17 protein-coding genes are annotated in these 17,269 nt (G+C 59.6%); 3 read left to right on the forward strand and 14 right to left on the reverse strand.

Features of this window, described 5'->3' with window-relative positions; translation table 11 throughout:
* Positions 1 to 48 precede the first annotated feature (48 nt).
* Positions 49 to 822 carry a MetQ/NlpA family ABC transporter substrate-binding protein gene (locus tag ACZRKZ_RS19260; protein WP_463982451.1) on the forward strand — a complete coding sequence of 258 codons (774 nt, stop codon included), beginning with the start codon at positions 49 to 51 and terminating at the stop codon, positions 820 to 822.
* Positions 823 to 876: 54 nt separating this feature from the next.
* On the opposite strand, the gene ACZRKZ_RS19265 is transcribed toward ACZRKZ_RS19260, so the two are convergent.
* From ACZRKZ_RS19265 to ACZRKZ_RS19285, 5 genes are read right to left on the reverse strand one after another with little or no spacing between them, the layout of a single operon-like run.
* A complete protein-coding gene (locus tag ACZRKZ_RS19265) occupies positions 877 to 1,512 on the reverse strand; it encodes an SCO family protein (protein WP_463982452.1) in 636 nt (211 codons plus the stop codon).
* Positions 1,509 to 2,408 carry a heme o synthase gene (cyoE, locus tag ACZRKZ_RS19270; protein ID WP_133100573.1) on the reverse strand — a complete coding sequence of 300 codons (900 nt, stop codon included), beginning with the start codon at positions 2,406 to 2,408 and terminating at the stop codon, positions 1,509 to 1,511. The genes ACZRKZ_RS19265 and cyoE overlap by 4 nt, the downstream gene beginning before the upstream one ends.
* Positions 2,396 to 3,475 carry a COX15/CtaA family protein gene (locus ACZRKZ_RS19275; protein WP_463967465.1) on the reverse strand — a complete coding sequence of 360 codons (1,080 nt, stop codon included), beginning with the start codon at positions 3,473 to 3,475 and terminating at the stop codon, positions 2,396 to 2,398. The genes cyoE and ACZRKZ_RS19275 overlap by 13 nt, the downstream gene beginning before the upstream one ends.
* Before the next feature lie 10 nt (positions 3,476 to 3,485).
* A complete protein-coding gene (locus ACZRKZ_RS19280; protein ID WP_463982453.1) occupies positions 3,486 to 4,085 on the reverse strand; it encodes a hypothetical protein in 600 nt (199 codons plus the stop codon).
* Complete coding sequence (locus ACZRKZ_RS19285) at positions 4,051 to 4,791, reverse strand: SURF1 family protein (RefSeq protein WP_463967467.1); 741 nt, start codon at positions 4,789 to 4,791, stop codon at positions 4,051 to 4,053. Before ACZRKZ_RS19285 ends, ACZRKZ_RS19280 begins: the two co-directional genes overlap by 35 nt.
* A gap of 85 nt (positions 4,792 to 4,876) precedes the next feature.
* Between ACZRKZ_RS19285 and ACZRKZ_RS19290 the strand changes: the two genes are divergently transcribed.
* Complete coding sequence (locus tag ACZRKZ_RS19290) at positions 4,877 to 5,080, forward strand: twin transmembrane helix small protein (protein ID WP_463967468.1); 204 nt, start codon at positions 4,877 to 4,879, stop codon at positions 5,078 to 5,080.
* A 6-nt stretch (positions 5,081 to 5,086) separates the two neighbouring features.
* Here ACZRKZ_RS19290 and ACZRKZ_RS19295 read toward each other — a convergent pair whose 3' ends face one another.
* From ACZRKZ_RS19295 to coxB, 4 genes are all read right to left on the reverse strand, one after another.
* Positions 5,087 to 5,974: a cytochrome c oxidase subunit 3 gene (locus ACZRKZ_RS19295; RefSeq protein ID WP_463967469.1), complete on the reverse strand. Its 888-nt coding sequence runs from the start codon at positions 5,972 to 5,974 to the stop codon at positions 5,087 to 5,089.
* A gap of 34 nt (positions 5,975 to 6,008) precedes the next feature.
* Complete coding sequence (locus ACZRKZ_RS19300) at positions 6,009 to 6,560, reverse strand: cytochrome c oxidase assembly protein (protein ID WP_133100579.1); 552 nt, start codon at positions 6,558 to 6,560, stop codon at positions 6,009 to 6,011.
* Between the two features lie 27 nt (positions 6,561 to 6,587).
* Entirely contained in the window at positions 6,588 to 8,177 is a 1,590-nt protein-coding gene (gene ctaD / locus ACZRKZ_RS19305; protein WP_463967471.1) for a cytochrome c oxidase subunit I, read from the reverse strand.
* A 70-nt stretch (positions 8,178 to 8,247) separates the two neighbouring features.
* Complete coding sequence (coxB, locus tag ACZRKZ_RS19310; RefSeq protein ID WP_463967472.1) at positions 8,248 to 9,375, reverse strand: cytochrome c oxidase subunit II; 1,128 nt, start codon at positions 9,373 to 9,375, stop codon at positions 8,248 to 8,250.
* Positions 9,376 to 9,742: 367 nt separating this feature from the next.
* Here coxB and ACZRKZ_RS19315 point away from each other — a divergent pair, with 367 nt between their 5' ends.
* Positions 9,743 to 10,390 carry a hypothetical protein gene (locus ACZRKZ_RS19315; protein WP_149412775.1) on the forward strand — a complete coding sequence of 216 codons (648 nt, stop codon included), beginning with the start codon at positions 9,743 to 9,745 and terminating at the stop codon, positions 10,388 to 10,390.
* 54 nt (positions 10,391 to 10,444) lie between these two features.
* On the opposite strand, the gene ACZRKZ_RS19320 is transcribed toward ACZRKZ_RS19315, so the two are convergent.
* The 5 genes from ACZRKZ_RS19320 to ACZRKZ_RS19340 all read right to left on the reverse strand — a co-directional run bounded on the left by ACZRKZ_RS19320 (position 10,445) and on the right by ACZRKZ_RS19340 (position 17,267).
* A complete protein-coding gene (locus ACZRKZ_RS19320) occupies positions 10,445 to 11,986 on the reverse strand; it encodes a SulP family inorganic anion transporter (protein ID WP_350615009.1) in 1,542 nt (513 codons plus the stop codon).
* 86 nt (positions 11,987 to 12,072) lie between these two features.
* Entirely contained in the window at positions 12,073 to 12,804 is a 732-nt protein-coding gene (locus ACZRKZ_RS19325) for a carbonic anhydrase (protein WP_463982454.1), read from the reverse strand.
* Between the two features lie 228 nt (positions 12,805 to 13,032).
* Positions 13,033 to 14,091, reverse strand: a complete 1,059-nt coding sequence (locus ACZRKZ_RS19330; RefSeq protein ID WP_133100585.1) for a PA0069 family radical SAM protein — start codon at positions 14,089 to 14,091, stop codon at positions 13,033 to 13,035.
* Positions 14,092 to 14,171: 80 nt separating this feature from the next.
* Complete coding sequence (locus ACZRKZ_RS19335; protein ID WP_463982455.1) at positions 14,172 to 15,470, reverse strand: c-type cytochrome; 1,299 nt, start codon at positions 15,468 to 15,470, stop codon at positions 14,172 to 14,174.
* Between the two features lie 12 nt (positions 15,471 to 15,482).
* The gene (locus ACZRKZ_RS19340) at positions 15,483 to 17,267 is read right to left on the reverse strand and encodes a GMC family oxidoreductase (protein WP_463982456.1); all 1,785 of its coding nucleotides are present in this window, start codon (positions 17,265 to 17,267) and stop codon (positions 15,483 to 15,485) included.
* Positions 17,268 to 17,269: the final 2 nt, after the last annotated feature.

Consider the following 17,269-nt stretch of genomic DNA (forward strand, 5'->3'; position numbering starts at 1 on the left):
CCATTCCCGGCCAAAAGTTGGCCAATGTCCGAACAAGGAGCTTGCTGGATGAAAAAACTACTGGTTGCTTTTGCCGCCGTTGCCGCGTTTTCCGCCCACGCCGCCGAGACCCTGACAGTCGCCGCGACGCCGGTGCCTCACGCCGAAATCCTCGAATTCATCAAGCCAGCACTGGCCAAGGAAGGCGTTGATCTGAAGGTCAAAGTCTTCACCGACTACGTTCAACCGAACGTGCAAGTGGCCGAAAAACGCCTGGACGCCAACTTCTTCCAGCACCAGCCGTACCTGAATGAGTTCAACAAGGCCAAGGGCACAAACCTGGTGAGCGTTGCCGGTGTGCACCTGGAGCCATTGGGCGTCTACTCCAGCAAATACAAGACCCTGGCCGAGCTGCCAGATGGCGCCAATGTGGTGATCCCCAACGACGCCACCAACGGCGGCCGTGCGCTGTTGCTGCTGGAGAAGGCCGGCCTGATCAAATTGAAGGACTCGACCAACATCCTGTCGACCATCAAGGACATCACCGAAAATTCGAAAGGTCTGAAGTTCCGCGAACTGGAAGCCGCCACCATCCCGCGCGTGCTGACCCAGGTCGACCTGGCGCTGATCAACACCAACTACGCCCTGGAAGCCAAGCTGGACCCGTCCAAGGACGCCCTGGTGATCGAAGGCAGCGACTCGCCTTACGTCAACATCCTGGTAGCCCGCCCGGACGACAAGGACTCGGACGCCATGAAGAAGCTGGTCGCGGCCCTGCACAGTCCAGAAGTGAAAGCGTTCATTCTTGAGAAGTACAAAGGCGCGGTATTGCCAGCGTTCTGATCCGAAGCTGAAACAACAAAAACCCCACCCTACTTACGTCGGATGGGGTTTTGTTTATTTACGCTGCAACAACCCTGGCAACTGCGCCACCAGCTTCTGGTTGTTCAGCGGCGCCCGGATAAAGCCACGCTGAGTACCGTCCGGACCGATCAGCGCCAGGTTGCCACTGTGGTCGACGGTGTAGTTGGGCTTGCTGGTATCAGCAGGAATAAACGGGATGCTCACGGCGTTAGACACCTTCTGCACATCGTCCACATTGGCGCCCGTCAGACCCAGGAACTGCGGGTCGAAGTAACCCAGGTACTGCTTGAGCTGCGCCGGAGTGTCGCGGTGGGGATCGATGCTGACCAAGACGATCTGCAGCTTATCCACCACATCCTTGGGCAGCTCACTCTTGATCTGCCGCAACTGGGCGAGGGTGGTGGGGCAGATGTCCGGGCAGAAGGTGTAGCCGAAGAACAGCAGACTCCACTTGTCCTTCAACTCGTTGATCACCACCGGCTGGCCGTCCTGGTTGGTCATGGTCACGGGCGGCAATTGACGACTTTGCGGCAACAGGATAATCCCTGCGTCGATCAACGCCGTCGGATCCCCCTGGCCTTTGCCAGACAGTACTTTGTTAACGGTCAGGCCCAAGATCAACGCCACCAGGGCCACCAGGATAAAGACAGTTTTTTGAGTTCGAGTCATAGGTTCAACAATAAGTAGTGGTCTACGAGCAGGGCGATAAACAGTAAAAACAGGTACCAGATAGAGTACTTGAAGGTGTTGATCGCCGCGTGCGGCCGACTGCCACGGTACAGCACCCAGGCCCATTGCAGAAAGCGACCGCCCAGAACCAGTGCACATCCCAGGTACAGCAACCCACTCATGTGGATGACATAGGGCATCAGGCTGACCGCCAGCAACGCGAAGGTGTACAGCAGGATATGCACCTTGGTGTAGTGCTCGCCGTGAGTCACCGGCAGCATCGGGATATCGGCCTTGGCGTACTCCTCCTTGCGATGAATCGCCAGGGCCCAGAAGTGCGGCGGAGTCCAGGCGAAGATAATCAGCACCAGCAGCAACGGTTCGGCGCTGACGTGGCCGGTGACCGCCACCCAACCCAACAGCGGCGGCGCGGCGCCAGCAAGGCCGCCGATGACGATATTCTGCGGCGTCGCCCGCTTGAGAAAGCCGGTGTAGATCACCGCATAACCCAGCAGCGAGGCCAACGTCAGCCAGGCCGCCAGCGGATTGGTAAATGCCAGCAGCAGCGCAAGCCCTCCCACCGCCAGTGCCATGGCGAAGGTCAGGGCAGCGGCCGGTGATACCCGACCTTCGGCCAGCGGACGCTTGTGAGTACGCGCCATCACCGCATCAATGCGCCGGTCCACCACATGATTGACCGCGGCCGCGCCGCCGGCACACAGGGCGATCCCCAGATTGCCAAAGATCAGTACCGTCCACGGCACGCCGGCGCGAGTGGCGAGGAACATGCCCACCAGCGAGGTGATGAGCATTAGCACCACCACCTTAGGCTTGGTCAGCTCCAGGTAATCACGCCAGATCGCCTGACTGTGGCGCTCGCCGATCAAGGTCGCCATGGCATCTCTCCTTTAATAGTTATGAGGCCCGAAACCTGTCGACGCGGGCTGAAGCGCCAGCCCCACGGCAGTTGATGCCTGACCCGAACCAGACTGGTTCGTGCGTGATAATTGACCAATACCAGCGTCAGTAATAAAGCTGCGCCGCCGGCGTTATGAGCGACTGCCACCGGCAGCGGCAAGTGGAAATAGACGTTGCTCAGGCCAAGGCTGATCTGTGCCGTCAACGCCACCAGCAGCAGACCGGCCAAGCGCGTCATGCCGACCGCCCTGAGCTGCCAGGCCAGGCCCAGCAACACGACCGTGACTATCACGGCGCCAATCCGGTGAGTCAGGTGAATCGCGGTGCGCGCATCGCTGTCCAGTTGCCCGCCCAGGTAATTGGGGCCGATGTGCTGGGTCAGGTGAAAGCCATTGGCGAAATCAGCGGCCGGCCACCACTCCCCATGACAGGTGGGCAGGTCGATACAAGCCACCGCCGCATAGTTGGAGCTGACCCAACCGCCCAAGGCAATCTGACCGACCACCAGCACCAACCCGGCGGTGGCCCAATATTGCAGGCGCCTAGGCACAATCAGCGCCGGCAACACACCAGACAATCGCAAGGTCAGCAAAAACAGCAGGCTCAACGTCGCAAATCCGCCCAACAGGTGCCCGGTGACCACTTGCGGCCAAAGCTTGAGGGTCACCGTCCACATACCAAACGCCGCCTGGGCGATCACCACCGCCAGCAGAAACAACGGCAACTTCAATGGCTGCCCCGGATGACGCCGATGGGTCCAGGCGCGTGCGGCCAGCAGGGCGATCAACAACCCCAGCGTGCCGGCAAAGTAGCGGTGGAGCATCTCGTTCCAGCCCTTGTCGGCCTCCACTGGAGCGTCCGGGAAATGCAGCTCGGCATGGGCCAGTTGGGCTTCGCTGTTCGGCACGCTGATAAAACCGTAGCAGCCCGGCCAATCCGGGCAACCGAGGCCAGCATGGGTCAGCCGGGTATAGGCACCCAGCAGCACCACAATCAGTGCGAGCAAGGTGGCAAACAACGCGAGGCGAAATCCAGGTTTGGCCATGACGATGCCCTTATCCGATATTCGACAGTTTCAACAACAGGCGCAGGTCGTTCAGTAAATCCTTGCCCTTGACCCGAGCGTCATAGCGCAACACCAGGTTGCCGTGGGGATCAACGATCCACAGTTGGGCGTCACCGTTGCCCTGGGCCGCGGCGTCCTTGTTGAAGGTCGGCAGGTCCAGCGGGTAGCGCTGCAATTGTGGGTACTCAACCTTGAGCTTTGCCTCGTACTCGGTACTCACCGGTTGCGCGACGGCCAAGGCATGACTGGCGCGGGAGGCATCGCGACCCAGGCCGATTTGCAGTTGGCGCGCCAGGTACACCAGTTGCTGGCAATCGGTAGAGCAAGCCGCAGGCGCGGTGACCAGCAACTGCCAGCGCTCCTCGTTTGCCTGCACACCGATGTCGGCGCGGGTCTGGCCATTGCCGATCAGTTCGCCGTGATAGCTGCGGTTTTCCGGTACCCAGAACTGCAGTTTGTACATGAAGGTGGCCAGCACCATCGGGCCGATCACCATCAGCACGATCAGGATCAATTGCCAGCGCCCCTTGCTACGACCGGGCAACTGCGACGCGTCAGACATGTTGAGTGGATTCATGGCCGCTCCCATGGTGCTTCTCCCTTGCGTTGTGCCATCCGAGGTAGAGGTAAAGACCGAACAGCGCCACCGCCATGGCGAACCACTGCACGGCATATCCCAGGTGTTTTTCCGGCCCCATGGCGACAACAGGCCAGTGGGTTTCGTAGGTCGCAGGACCCGCTTCAGCCCGTAATTCATAGGCAAACCCGCTACGCCCCAACTCCGCCCACAGCGTGTCGGGATGCAGCGCTGTCAGCAGTCGCGGCCATTGCGCACCCGCCGGGTCCGCGTGCAGCTGGAAGGTCGCGCCAGGAGCGACATAGACCCAGGCATCGACATTCAACGGTTGTTCGGGCGTGGTGAAGGCTGGCGGCGTGCGGCGATCCGGCCAAGGCAGCCAGCCGCGATTGAGCAGCAGCCAAAGACCGCTCGCCTGGTCATGAAAGGGTTGCAGCAACTCGACGCCGACCTTGCCGTCGCGCATGCGGTTATCCAGCAGCACGCTGTGGGCGGCGTCGAACTGTCCGCGCAGATGTACACGGCGAAAGGCCGGATCAGCACTGGCGCTCAATTGATCACTGCTCATCGGCTCGCCAGCACGGCGCTCGGCGTAGTTTTCCAGCAGTACCTGTTTTTCCTGCCCACGGGACAATTGCCAGAAGCCGAGCCACACCATCAGAGGCAGCAGCACAAACACCACCAGCGTCGGCGCAATCCCGGGGCGAAAACGTTTCATGGCGTTGCCGCAAAGGTCGACACTGCGCTGGCTATACTGAATCTCATTGCCCGCCCCTCCAAATAAAGAGTCCAGGAGCCAGACCATGCTCAAAGCAGCTATTGCCCTGATGCTGATCGCTACCGTTGTGAGCCTGTTCAGTGGCTTGTTCTTTTTGGTCAAGGACGAGGGCAACTCCAACCGCCTCGTCACCGCCTTGACCGTACGTGTCGTGCTGGCCGTGATCACCGTGTTGCTGATTACCTGGGGCTTCTACAGCGGCCAGTTGGTGTCCCACGCGCCGTGGTAAGGCGCCTCAGAGCACGTAAACGAAGAAAAACAACCCAATCCACACCACGTCGACAAAGTGCCAATACCAACTGGCCGCCTCGAAGCCGAACTGGTGCTCAGCATTGAAATGCCCCCGCAGAACGCGCATCAGCATCACAAACAGAATGATGGTGCCGATGGTCACGTGGGCGCCGTGAAAACCCGTCAGCATGAAGAAGGTCGCACCGTACACGCCGGAACCCAACGTCAGGCCCAACTCCTTGTAGGCGTGGATGTATTCCTCGGCCTGAAACCCGAGGAATGCCAGCCCCAGCAGCACGGTGATCGCCAGCCAGATTTTCAACGCGCCACGATGACCCTTGCGCAGGGCATGGTGGGCGATGGTGATGGTCACGCTGGAGCTGACCAGCAGGATGGTATTGACCAGCGGCAGGCCCCACGGGCTGATGGTGCCTTCGGGTGCAGGGAAGAGTTTCGGGTCGGGGTTATTGAGCAGCGGCCAGGCGAACTCGAAGTTCGGCCAGAGCATGTGCGCCACACCCTTGGAACCCTCCCCCCCCAACCATGGGCCAGACATGTGGCGCACGTAAAACAGCGCACCGAAGAAGGCGATAAAGAACATCACCTCGGAAAAAATGAACCAGGTCATGCCCCAGCGAAAGGAACGGTCCATCTGCGCGCTGTACAACCCGGCACGGCTTTCCTTGATCACCGCACCAAACCAGCCAAACATCATGTAGGCCAGTAACAGGCCACCGACGAAAAAGATCAGCGGGCCATGGGACTCCGGACGTGCCGCCTTGAGGTCGTTGAACCACACGCCCAGGCCGTACACTGTGACCAGCATGCCAATCGTGGCAATTATCGGCCATTTGCTTTGCGCTGGTACGTAGTACGTATCATGAGTTGACATGTATTCGTTCTCCTAATCGAGCCCGCAGGCACGCCTAGCCGCCGGTATGGACAGCCACGGGCGGTTGGCGCGCGGTGATATCGAACAGCGTGTACGCCAGGGTCAAATGCTTCACATCCTTAGGCATGTCGCGATCGACAATGAAACGCACCGGCATCTCGATGCGCTCGCCTGGCTGCAGCACTTGCTGGGTGAAGCAAAAACACTCGGTCTTGTGGAAGTACATCGCCGCTTCGGCCGGGGAAATGCTCGGGATCGCCTGCGCAGTCATCGGCTTGTCGCTGGGGTTGAAGGCGACAAAAATCATCTCGTTGACCGCGCCGGGGTTGACCACGATTTCGTCGGCCCTGGAATGAAACTCCCAGACCATGTCGATGGCATTGGTGGAGAGGAACTGCACCCGCACCTGCCGCGACGGGTCGACAACCTGCGAACCCTCGTACTGCCCCGCGGTCTTGCCGTTGATGCCGAACGCCTTGCACATCACGTCGTAGATCGGCACCAGGGCAAAGCCAAAGGCGAACATCGCCAGCACCAGGATCAGCAGACGCGTGACCAGCCGATTGAGGGGTATGGAGTCAGACATGACCACCTCCTGCACCCATCACGGTGTTCACTTGACCTCCGGCGGCGTGGTGAAGGTGTGATACGGCGCTGGTGAAGGCACGCTCCACTCCAGCCCCTCAGCTCCATCCCATGGTTTGGCCGGCGCAGGCTTGCCGCCGCGAATGCACTTGATGACGATGAACAGGAAGAAGATCTGCGTTGCGCCAAAGGTGAAGGCGCCGATGGAAGACACCATATTGAAGTCGGCAAATTGCAGGTTGTAGTCCGGCACCCGACGCGGCATGCCGGCCAGCCCGACGAAGTGCATCGGAAAGAACGCCATGTTCATCCCCACGAACGACAGCCAAAAGTGCAGTTTCCCCAGGGTTTCGTCGTACATGTGGCCGGTCCATTTCGGCAGCCAGTAGTAGGCCGAGGCGAAGATCCCGAAGATAGCCCCTGGCACCAATACGTAATGGAAGTGCGCCACCACGAAGTAGGTGTCGTGGTACTGGAAGTCCGCCGGGGCGATGGCCAGCATCAGCCCAGAGAAGCCGCCGATGGTGAACAGGATCACGAAAGCCACGGCAAACAACATCGGCGTCTCGAAAGTCAGCGAGCCTTGCCACATGGTGCTGACCCAGTTGAACACCTTGACCCCAGTAGGCACCGCAATCAGCAGTGTCGCGTACATGAAGAACAACTCGCCCACCAGCGGAATGCCCACCACGAACATGTGGTGCGCCCAAACGATAAACGACAGGAAGGCGATGCTCGCCGTGGCGTAGACCATCGAGGTGTAGCCGAACAACGGCTTGCGCGAGAAGGTTGGGATGATCGAGCTGACGGCGCCGAAGGCCGGCAGGATCATGATGTACACCTCGGGATGGCCGAAGAACCAGAACACATGCTGGAACAAGACCGGGTCACCGCCACCAGCAGCGCTGAAGAAGCTGGTGCCAAAGTGGATGTCCATCAGCATCATGGTCACGCAACCCGCCAACACCGGCATCACCGCGATCAGCAGGAAGGCGGTGATCAGCCAGGTCCAGACGAATAACGGCATTTTCATCAGGGTCATGCCGGGGGCGCGCAGGTTGAGGATAGTGGCGACCACGTTGATCGCGCCCATGATCGAACTGATGCCCATCAGATGGATGGCAAAGATGAAGAAGGTCACGCTTTCGGGCGCATAGGTGGTGGAGAGTGGGGCGTAGAAGGTCCAGCCGAAGTTCGGCCCACCGCCCGGAGAGAACAGCGTGGACACCAGCAGCAGGAACGCCGCCGGTAACAGCCAGAAACTGAAGTTATTCATACGCGGCAGAGCCATGTCCGGCGCGCCGATCATCAACGGGATCATCCAGTTGGCCAGGCCCACGAACGCCGGCATCACCGCACCGAAGACCATGATCAGGCCGTGCATGGTGGTCATCTGGTTGAAAAACGCCGGCTCGACGATCTGCAAGCCCGGCTGGAATAGCTCAGCACGGATCACCATGGCGAACGAGCCGCCCAGCAGGAACATGGCGAAGCTGAACCACAGGTACATGGTCCCGATGTCTTTATGGTTGGTGGTCAGCACCCAACGCATCAAGCCTTTGGCGGGCCCATGAGCGTGGTCACCGGCATGGCCGTGGTCATCGATCACAGTGCTCATGGCCTTTCTCCTGCAAACGAGTGGGCGGGACGGTCAGCAGACCGGTTCAGGAAAGATGCAATGAAGGAAGTCATTTGCTTTCCGCCTGTTTGATGGCCAGCACGTCTTTGGGGGTGACCATGTCGCCTTTGTTGTTGCCCCAGGCGTTGCGTTCGTAGGTCACGACGGCGGCGATATCGACTTCCGAAAGCTGCTTGCCGAAGGCTGCCATCGCAGTACCTGGCTTGCCGTGATAGACGATACCCAGGTGAGCTTCCTTCGGTCCCATGGCGATTTTCGAACCCTTGAGGGCCGGGAACATTGGTGGCAAGCCCTGGCCTTCGGCCTGGTGACAGGCCACGCAGGTGGTGTGGTAGACCTTGTCGCCACGGGCCACGAGCTCTTCGAGGGTCCACTCCTTGGAGGTCAGTTCCTTGAGCTTGGCAGCCTCTTCCTTGCGCTCACCGAGCCAGGTGTCGTAGTCGGCCTTGGACTTGACCTCGACTACGATCGGCATGAAGCCATGGTCCTTGCCACACAACTCGGCGCACTGGCCACGATAGATGCCGGGCTTCTCGACCCGGGTCCAGGCCTCGTTGACGAAACCAGGGATGGCGTCGCGCTTGACCGCGAAGGCCGGCACCCACCAGGAATGGATTACATCGGCGGCAGTCACCAGAAAGCGCACTTTGGCGCCCACGGGAATCACCAGCGGCTGGTCAACTTCCAGTAGGTAATGCTCGCCCTTGACGGCCTGGTTATGGATCTGCTCGGCGGGAGTGGCCAGGTTGCTGAAGAATTCGACGTCCTGACCCAGGTATTTGTAATGCCACTTCCACTGGTAGCCGGTGACCTGGATATCGATATCCGATTCACTGCTGTCGTAGATGTTGATCAGGGTCTTGGTCGCCGGAATGGCCATGGCCACGAGAATCAGCAAGGGCACCACGGTCCAGAGGATCTCCACCGTCGTACTCTCGTGGAACTTGGCCGCCACCTGCCCGGTTGAGCGACGATGGACGATCATCGACCAGAACATCGCGCCAAACACCACAATGCCGATCACCACACATATCCAGAAAATGGTCATGTGCAGATCGAACACCGCGTTACTTACCTCTGTGGCCCCTGGTGTCATATTCACTGTCCAGGCGGCTTGCGCCTGGCTGAATACTGACCACAAGAGTAGGCCCATCCAAACGTGTGGATGTCGCGTCATGCGGGTTCCCCTTATCGTTCTTGTTATCCCGCCGGTTTGCACCTGCGGCCAAGGGAGCGGCTTCCATATTGCAAACACACCGCCAAGCCTTGCCTGCTCATGCAGTCGGGCGTCATCAGCTAATTGCGTACAAAACCGAGTATAGACAGCGACCGCCACCCCGCAATGTGATCGGGCAAATGAACGGAAATGGACGAACGGGGCCGGCAAAATAGCTGACGGCGTGGGTTATCCGACGAACGATGGCAATTCGATATAACGTCGGTGCATAACCATGAAATAATTATGACAAATGCGTCTGAGGGGCTCGTATAAACGAGTTACCTTGTGTTTTCCCTTTTCCTACGCCTATTTTCCTGGAGCTTTCATGAACACCGCCGCATTGCGCGAGCAGATTTCCCGTGCCCATCAACATGAATCCAGCACTGGCCAGTTGACCCGTCAATTGGAAGTTCAGTTACCGCACCTGCACCCGGCGATTTCTCTGCCTGACGTCGACGCCAAGGGCGTGATGACCCGCTTTGTTGCCGCCTACATCGACCAGGTACCGGACTTGCTGGATGCCGCCAACGATGTGGCCCGTGAAGCCGGTATCGAAAGCCAGATCAAACCGGTGCTGAAAATCGCCGAGCATTTCTTTCTCCAGCCGCCAGCGATCCTGGCCGGCCATGAAGGCCTGGATAGTTTGCTGGACGAGGCCTACCTGGCCCATCGCCTGGTGGAAGAGGTCAATGACCTGTACATCAAGCATTTCGGCCAGCCGTTGATTCCGCTGGATACCACGGTGGCCAATGTGATTGCTCATCAATTGATCGGTGAGACCTTCGCCAATCAACTGGACGAGGCAGTGCACCACGCAGTGGATGAGATGCTCAATGAAGAGAGCTTTGCCCTGGAGTCTGTCGAAGCCTACCGCGACAAGCTCAAGAGCCCGGACACTGAGGCAGCCTGGAAGCGCTGGCCGTGCCTGTCGCGGCAGTTGGGTGTTGGGTTAGATCTGGATCAGCCGGCCTGAATCCCTGGATAACGCCAGCGTCTGTGGCGAGGGGGCTTGTCCCCCTCGCCACTTTTAGACTGCGGCAGAACCGATTCCGGTAGTCGTCCGCACCCGGCCTTCCAGCCGCCGCTTCAACCCTCGCGCCTCGATCACCAGCGTCGAACCCTTGGCCGCATTGGCCCGCCCCCATTCTTCCAGCAACTCAAGGCAGGAGTGGTCCACGTAACTCAAGTTATTGAGCGGTACATGCACGGTGGTTCCCGCCGGCACCGTCGACAACACCTGGGTCAACGCTGGCACCTTGAGAAAGGTTGCCGCACCGGTCAGTCGCAACTCCATTTCGCCGTCCTTGGGCAGATCGATCAGGCTGATTTTCAGCCGTGAAGCCTTCCACGCCAGTTTGGCCAGGGTCAGCCCAAAGCCCACCAGTACGCCGGTCAACAAGTCGGTGAAAACGATCACCAGCGCAGTGGCCGCATAAGTGAACATCGGCATCCGACCGTAACGGGCCAGGCCACGGAAAGCCTTGATGTCCACCAACTTGATACCGGTGTACACCAACACACCCGCCAGGCTCGCCACCGGAATGCTTTGCAGCACACTGGACAGCAGCAAGACGAACGCCAGCAGCCACAGGCCATGGAACATCGCCGACAAGCGCGTAGTGGCACCGGCCTGGACGTTGGCCGAGCTGCGCACGATCACGCCAGTCATCGGCAACGCACCGACCAAGCCACAGAGCATGTTGCCCACACCTTGGGCCGACAGTTCCTTGTCGAAGTCGGAACGCTGGCCATTGTGCATACGGTCGACAGCGGCAGCCGACAGAAGGGTTTCGGCGCTGGCGATAAAGGCCACCGCGAAGGCTGCGATCAACAGATTGGGATCGGCCAGGTTCAGCAGATCGCTGGGGCGCAGCCAGTCAATGGCGTCCGCCAGGTTTTCCGGCACTTCCACCCGCTTTACCTGTAATGCCAGCACCAGGCTGGTCACCGTCGCCAATCCCACACCGAGCAAGGCGCCTGGCACGAAGCGCAGCTTTTGCGGACGAAACTTGTCCCATAGCCACATCACCAGGATCGTCGATAATCCGAGCAGACCGGCCTGCCAGCCCAACCCGCCGCCCAGCGTCGGGATAGCCTGGATCAACGCTGCCGGGAAGCCGGCGAGATTATCCAGCCCAGAGGGTTTCGGTACGCCGTCGAGCATCACATGGACCTGCGACAGCACGATCAACACCCCGATCCCCGCCAGCATCCCGTACACCACCGCTGGCGCGGTAACACGGAACCAGCAACCCAGGCGCAAACGCCCGGCCACCAGTTGCAGAAAGCCCGCCAACAGCAGGATCGGCCCGAGCATGACCATGCCATGCTGGCGCACCACTTCGAATACCAGCACCGCCAGGCCCGCCGCCGGGCCGCTGACTTGCAGTGGCGAACCAGCCATCCAACCCACCACCAGACCACCGATAATACCGGTGATCAAACCTTTGGCCGGTGGCATCCCCGACGCAATGGCAATCCCCATGCACAAGGGCAGGGCGACCAGAAACACAACCACGGAGGCCAACAGCTCCCGTGGCAGTACAGCTTTTAATTGAGCAGCACGCATGATGACTCTCCCGAGGCATTCGCCGGGCATGGAAAGGCCTGGCTGCTTCAACGGCAGCCATCGCGTTACCCGACATTGGGAATGTTTTAGAAGCGCGCTTTAGGCGTCGCCGAAGGGATAGGTTGGGTACCGTTCAACGGCAGGAACGCCCCTTTTTCCGCATCGTAGGCTTTGATTTCGCTGGTTTCGATGTTGTAGACCCAGCCATGGATAAACAACTGACCGTTGGCAATGCGTGAGGCCACGGACGGGTGAGTGCGCAAATGCTGCAACTGGGCAATCACGTTTTCTTCAGTCAGCACATGCATGCTTTCGACTTCGCTGGTGCAATGACAGTTGTCCTGGACCATGGTCTTGGCAACCTCGGCATGACGCAGCCAGGCTGCGACCGTGGGCATTTTTTCCAGGCTCAGCGGGTTGAGCACCGCACGCATGGCGCCGCAATCGGAATGGCCACAAATGATAATGTGCTGCACGCCCAAAGCCAGTACCGCGTATTCGATGGCGGTGGAAACACCGCCATTCATCTGCCCATAAGGCGGCACGACGTTGCCGACGTTACGGGTCACAAACAAATCGCCAGGGGCGCTTTGGGTGATCAGTTCCGGAACGATGCGCGAATCGGCGCAGGCAATAAACATCGCCCTAGGGCTCTGGGCCGTGGCGAGCTTCTTGAAGAGTTCCTCCTGCTGCGGAAAGATCTCGTGATGAAAATGCAAAAAACCTTCAACAATGTGTTGCAGCGCTGCATCGGCGGTCTCCGCCTCGTGAGGGGCTGAAGCCGACGCAGCCAACGGCTGTTTATCCTTGTCACTCATGATTCATCCTCTTGGTTGGAGCAGGGGAGCTTTCCAGTTCTGTTCGGCGCGCAACCAGTGCAATAGTTGGAAAGCTGCAAAACCAGAGGCGCCGACTCATTAGTCACTCGATGAACACGTTAACTACCGAAACTTAACTCAAACTGAATCAACCGCTCTATCTCGCGGGCCTCAGTGATGTCAAAGCGCGACTACTCAACCGTAAATAGTCCGCGTACCTGCATGAGTCTACAACAATGCCATTTGCCTGCCGGGCGGACAAAACGCTGTGCAGTCCAGATTAAACCCTTCCCGACGATTGAGCCCAAGTCGTTTGATCGCCTTGGCAAACCGCTGCGCCAATAGATCCGCAAATGGCCCTTCACCGCGCATGCGCACGCCGAAGCGACTGTCGTAGACCTCACCGCCCCGTACCTGACGCACCAGACTCATCACATGGGCTGCCCGCTGCGGATAATGGGCCGCCAGCCATTCCTCAAACAACGGCGCCACCTCCAGGGGCAGGCGCAACATCATGTAGGCCGCGCTCTGTGCGCCAGCCGCATGGGCTTCGGCCAGCAGGCTTTCCAGTTCGCTGTCGTTGATCATCGGGATCATCGGCGAACACAGTACCCCCACCGGAATTCCCGCCTCACGCATCACCCGAATGGCCCGCAACCGCGCCTTGGGCGCCGCCGTGCGCGGTTCCAGAATGCGCTTGAGTTCGTCGTCCAGGCTGGTGAGGCTGATCATCACTGCCACCAACCGTTGTTGCGCCAGCTCGGTGAGCAGGTCGAGGTCCCGCAGAATCAGCGAGCCCTTGGTGATGATCGTCACCGGATGGCGATAGCGCAGCAGCACTTGCAGCGTTTGCCGGGTGATCTTGTACTCGCGTTCGATAGGCTGGTACGGGTCGGTATTGGACCCCAGGTTGATCGGCGCGCAGGTATAGCCCGGTTTCGACAGTTGCTGCTCCAGCACGTCGGCGGCGTTGGTCTTGGCAATCAATTTGGTTTCAAAATCCAGCCCAGGGGACATGTCCCAATAGGCGTGGCTGGGCCGCGCATAGCAGTAGATACAACCATGCTCGCAGCCTCGGTAGGGGTTGATGGAGCGGTCGAACGGCAAGTCTGGGGAGTTGTTGCGGGTGATGATGGTTTTCGCCATCTCGATACGGACTTCGGTGCCCTGGGTCGGTGGCACTTCCTGGTACCAGCCGTCATCCTCGGCCACGCTGACGGTGGGTGCGAAACGATTGTGCAGGTTAGTGGCGGTGCCCCGCCCGCGTGGCGGCAGAGGAGTGAACATGAAAGCGCCTATATACTGTTTTTTTATACAGTACAGAGGCGCAAGGTATCTGACCAGTGCCGTTGAGCGGCAAGCACCAATCAGTGTTTTTGCGTCACCTGGCCAAGGTCGTCACCCGAGGTGGTCTGCATGTCGCTCTTGCGCAAGTCCGCCACTTCGCCGGCCTTCACCGGTGCACCTTTATTCCCCCAGCTACCGCGAATGAAACTAACCACATCCGCCACTTCCTCATCCGACAAGCGCCAGGCAAAAGCCGGCATGGTGAAGGTCGACGGCGCCGCATGAGTGGCCGGCAAGGTGCCGCCATTCAATACGATGTTGATCAACGAGGTGGCATCCGCCGTCTGCACGACCGGGTTGCCCGCCAGCGCCGGGAATACCCGCGTATAGCCATGACCGTCGGTACGGTGGCACGCCGCGCAGTTGTCGATGTAGACCGACGCTCCGCGCTGGCTGTCGTCACCTTTCAACAAAGCCTCGGCGGCCTGTTTGTCGTACTGATGAGGTTGATCTTTTGGATCAACAGCCGGCAGGCTCTTGAGGTAACGGGCGATCGCGGTCAGGTCGTCTTCTGACATGTATTGCATGCTATGGACGACAACATCGCTCATGCCGCCAAATACTGCACTGCGGTCACTGCGACCGGTCTTGAGAAACTGCACCAGTTGATCCTCGCTCCAACTGCCCAGACCGTCCTTGTGATCGCCCCGCAGGCTCTTGGCAATCCAGCCTTCCAGCGGCGCACTGCCGGACAAAAACTCAGCCCCTTCAGAAGCACTCAGGGCTTTCTCCTGCATGGTCAGGGCGCGTGGCGTATGGCACGCGCCGCAATGGCCGAGGCCTTCCACCAGATAGGCGCCTCGGCTGATCACTGGATCTGCCCCGGCCTGCGCCTGGTAATCCGAAGCATCGGGCGCAAACATCCAGCGCCAGGCTGCCAGCGGCCAACGCATGCTGAGCGGCCAGGGAATGTCGCTGTCCTTGTTCTCTTGGGCGACCGGTTCAACACCCTTCATGAAGTAGGCATACAACGCCTGCATGTCGGTTTCGCTGACCCGTGAATAAGATGGGTAGGGCATCGCCGGGTAAAGAGTACTACCGCTTTTGGCGATGCCGTGGCGCACGGCCTTGTCGAAGTCTTCAAAGCTGTAGTCGCCCAGGCCAGCCTTGTCCGGGGTGATGTTGGTGGAATAGATGATGCCAATGGGGGTTTCCATCGGCAGGCCACCGGCGAAGGGTTTTCCGCCCTGGGCGGTATGGCAGGCCACGCAGTCACCGGCGCGGGCCAGGTATTCGCCCTGTTTGATCAAATCATCCTGGGCGGCGCTTACCGAGCAACTGCTGAACAAGGCCAGGGAGGCGATAACGAATGCTTTCATGGTCATCGCTCCTTATGCCTGAACCAGCGGGCCGGGGTTTTTCAGGTACTGCTCGCGAATCGCCCGTGCCGACCAGTAGGTCAGCGCCGCTACCAGGCCCGTAGGGTTGTAACCCAAGCCTTGTGGGAACGCAGACGCGCCAGGGACGAACACGTTGTGCACATCCCAACACTGCAGGTAACGGTTCAAGGCACTGGTTTTCGGGTCGGTGCCCATGATTGCGCCACCGTTGAGGTGGGTGGTCTGGTAGGACGCAGTGTTGAAGTGATCACCCACCTTTTTACCCAGCAACGCGATGGCCTTGGGGTTCATCGCCTCGGCGATCTTGCCCATTTTCTCGACCATGAAGCGGTTCATCTTGATGTCGTTTTCCTGCCAGTCGAAGGTCATACGCAGCAGAGGCAGGCCGTAGGCATCGCGGTAAACCGGGTCCAGATCGAGGTAGTTGCCTCGGTAGGATTGATGGGCGCCGTGGGCGTCCATCGACACCTGGTGGGTGTAGTAATCGGCGGTAGCGCGTTTCCAGGCACTGCCCCAAGCCGGGGTGCCGGGTGGGTTGGAGGTGCCGGCAATCGGTCGGCTCCCGGCCTGATTGACCCACATCGGCGAACCACCGACAAAGCCGTGAGGCCCGTGGTCGAAGTTGTCGGCGTTGAAATCATCCACCGCCACGCCGTTGCCGCCGGCGCCGATAAAGTTGTTGGTGTGCACGTCTTTATCGAAGAAGGCCTTGATGGTGGCCATGTTCTGGTAGGCGAAGTTCTTGCCCACCACGCCGTCCCCGGAAATCGGGTCGTAGGGCTTGCCGATACCCGAGAGCAGCATCAAGCGCACATTGTGGAACTGGAACGCGCCGAGGATCACCAAGTCCGCTGGTTGCTCGATTTCCCGGCCTTGGGCGTCGATGTAGGTCACACCGGTGGCTTTGCTCTTGGTGCTGTCGAGATTGACCTTCAACACGTGGGAGTTGGGCCGCAGTTCAAAGTTCGGCACCTGCTTGAGGGCCGGCAGGATGTTCACGTTCGGCGAGGCCTTGGAGTACATGTAGCAAACGTAGCCACTGCAGAAGCCGCAGAAGTTGCACGGGCCCATCTGCGCGCCATAGGGGTTGGTGTAGGGCCCCGAGGTATTGGCTGATGGCAGGTTGTAGGGTTTGTAGCCCACGGCATTGGCCGCTTGCTGGAACAGCTGCGCGGAGTAGGTATTTTTCTGCGACTCCAGGGGGAAATGGTTCGAACGGTCTGGCGCATAGGGGTTGCCGCCACGGCCTTCGCCCACCAACTGACCTTGCACCGTCCAGGCCTGGCCAGAGGTGCCAAAGACTTTCTCGGCGTAGTCAAAGAACGGTTCCAGCTCTTCATAGCTGACGCCGAAATCCTGGATGGTCATGTCCTTGGGAATGAAGCTTTTCCCGTAGCGCTCTTCGTAGTGGCTGCGCATGCGCAACTCGATGGGGTCGACACGAAAGTGCACGCCCGACCAGTGCAACCCCGCACCGCCGACACCATTACCCGGCAGGAAGGCGCCCAACTGACGATTAGGCAAGGCGACGTCATTCACGCTATGGCGAATAGTCACCGTCTCCTTGGAGATATCCTGGAAGAGTTTTTTGCGAACGCTGTAGGTCAGTTCGTCAATAACTTGCGGGTAGTTGCCGTCCGGGTAGGTGTCCTGCATCGGCCCACGCTCAAGCGCAACAACGTGCAAGCCCGCTTCAGTCAGTTCCTTGGCCATGATCGCGCCGGTCCAGCCGAAGCCGACGATGACCGCATCCACTTTCTTCATGATGGTCGCCACGC

The sequence above is a fragment of the Pseudomonas sp. c313 genome, from assembly GCF_055407145.1.

Bases quoted from the DNA above. Each gene is read 5' to 3' on its own strand.
- ACZRKZ_RS19260 (WP_463982451.1), top strand. From the start codon at position 49: ATGAAAAAACTACTGGTTGCTTTTGCCGCCGTTGCCGCGTTTTCCGCC.
- ACZRKZ_RS19265 (WP_463982452.1), bottom strand. From the start codon at position 1,512: ATGACTCGAACTCAAAAAACTGTCTTTATCCTGGTGGCCCTGGTGGCG.
- cyoE (WP_133100573.1), bottom strand. From the start codon at position 2,408: ATGGCGACCTTGATCGGCGAGCGCCACAGTCAGGCGATCTGGCGTGAT.
- ACZRKZ_RS19275 (WP_463967465.1), bottom strand. From the start codon at position 3,475: ATGGCCAAACCTGGATTTCGCCTCGCGTTGTTTGCCACCTTGCTCGCA.
- ACZRKZ_RS19280 (WP_463982453.1), bottom strand. From the start codon at position 4,085: ATGGGAGCGGCCATGAATCCACTCAACATGTCTGACGCGTCGCAGTTG.
- ACZRKZ_RS19285 (WP_463967467.1), bottom strand. From the start codon at position 4,791: ATGAAACGTTTTCGCCCCGGGATTGCGCCGACGCTGGTGGTGTTTGTG.
- ACZRKZ_RS19290 (WP_463967468.1), top strand. From the start codon at position 4,877: ATGCTCAAAGCAGCTATTGCCCTGATGCTGATCGCTACCGTTGTGAGC.
- ACZRKZ_RS19295 (WP_463967469.1), bottom strand. From the start codon at position 5,974: ATGTCAACTCATGATACGTACTACGTACCAGCGCAAAGCAAATGGCCG.
- ACZRKZ_RS19300 (WP_133100579.1), bottom strand. From the start codon at position 6,560: ATGTCTGACTCCATACCCCTCAATCGGCTGGTCACGCGTCTGCTGATC.
- ctaD (WP_463967471.1), bottom strand. From the start codon at position 8,177: ATGAGCACTGTGATCGATGACCACGGCCATGCCGGTGACCACGCTCAT.
- coxB (WP_463967472.1), bottom strand. From the start codon at position 9,375: ATGACGCGACATCCACACGTTTGGATGGGCCTACTCTTGTGGTCAGTA.
- ACZRKZ_RS19315 (WP_149412775.1), top strand. From the start codon at position 9,743: ATGAACACCGCCGCATTGCGCGAGCAGATTTCCCGTGCCCATCAACAT.
- ACZRKZ_RS19320 (WP_350615009.1), bottom strand. From the start codon at position 11,986: ATGCGTGCTGCTCAATTAAAAGCTGTACTGCCACGGGAGCTGTTGGCC.
- ACZRKZ_RS19325 (WP_463982454.1), bottom strand. From the start codon at position 12,804: ATGAGTGACAAGGATAAACAGCCGTTGGCTGCGTCGGCTTCAGCCCCT.
- ACZRKZ_RS19330 (WP_133100585.1), bottom strand. From the start codon at position 14,091: ATGTTCACTCCTCTGCCGCCACGCGGGCGGGGCACCGCCACTAACCTG.
- ACZRKZ_RS19335 (WP_463982455.1), bottom strand. From the start codon at position 15,470: ATGAAAGCATTCGTTATCGCCTCCCTGGCCTTGTTCAGCAGTTGCTCG.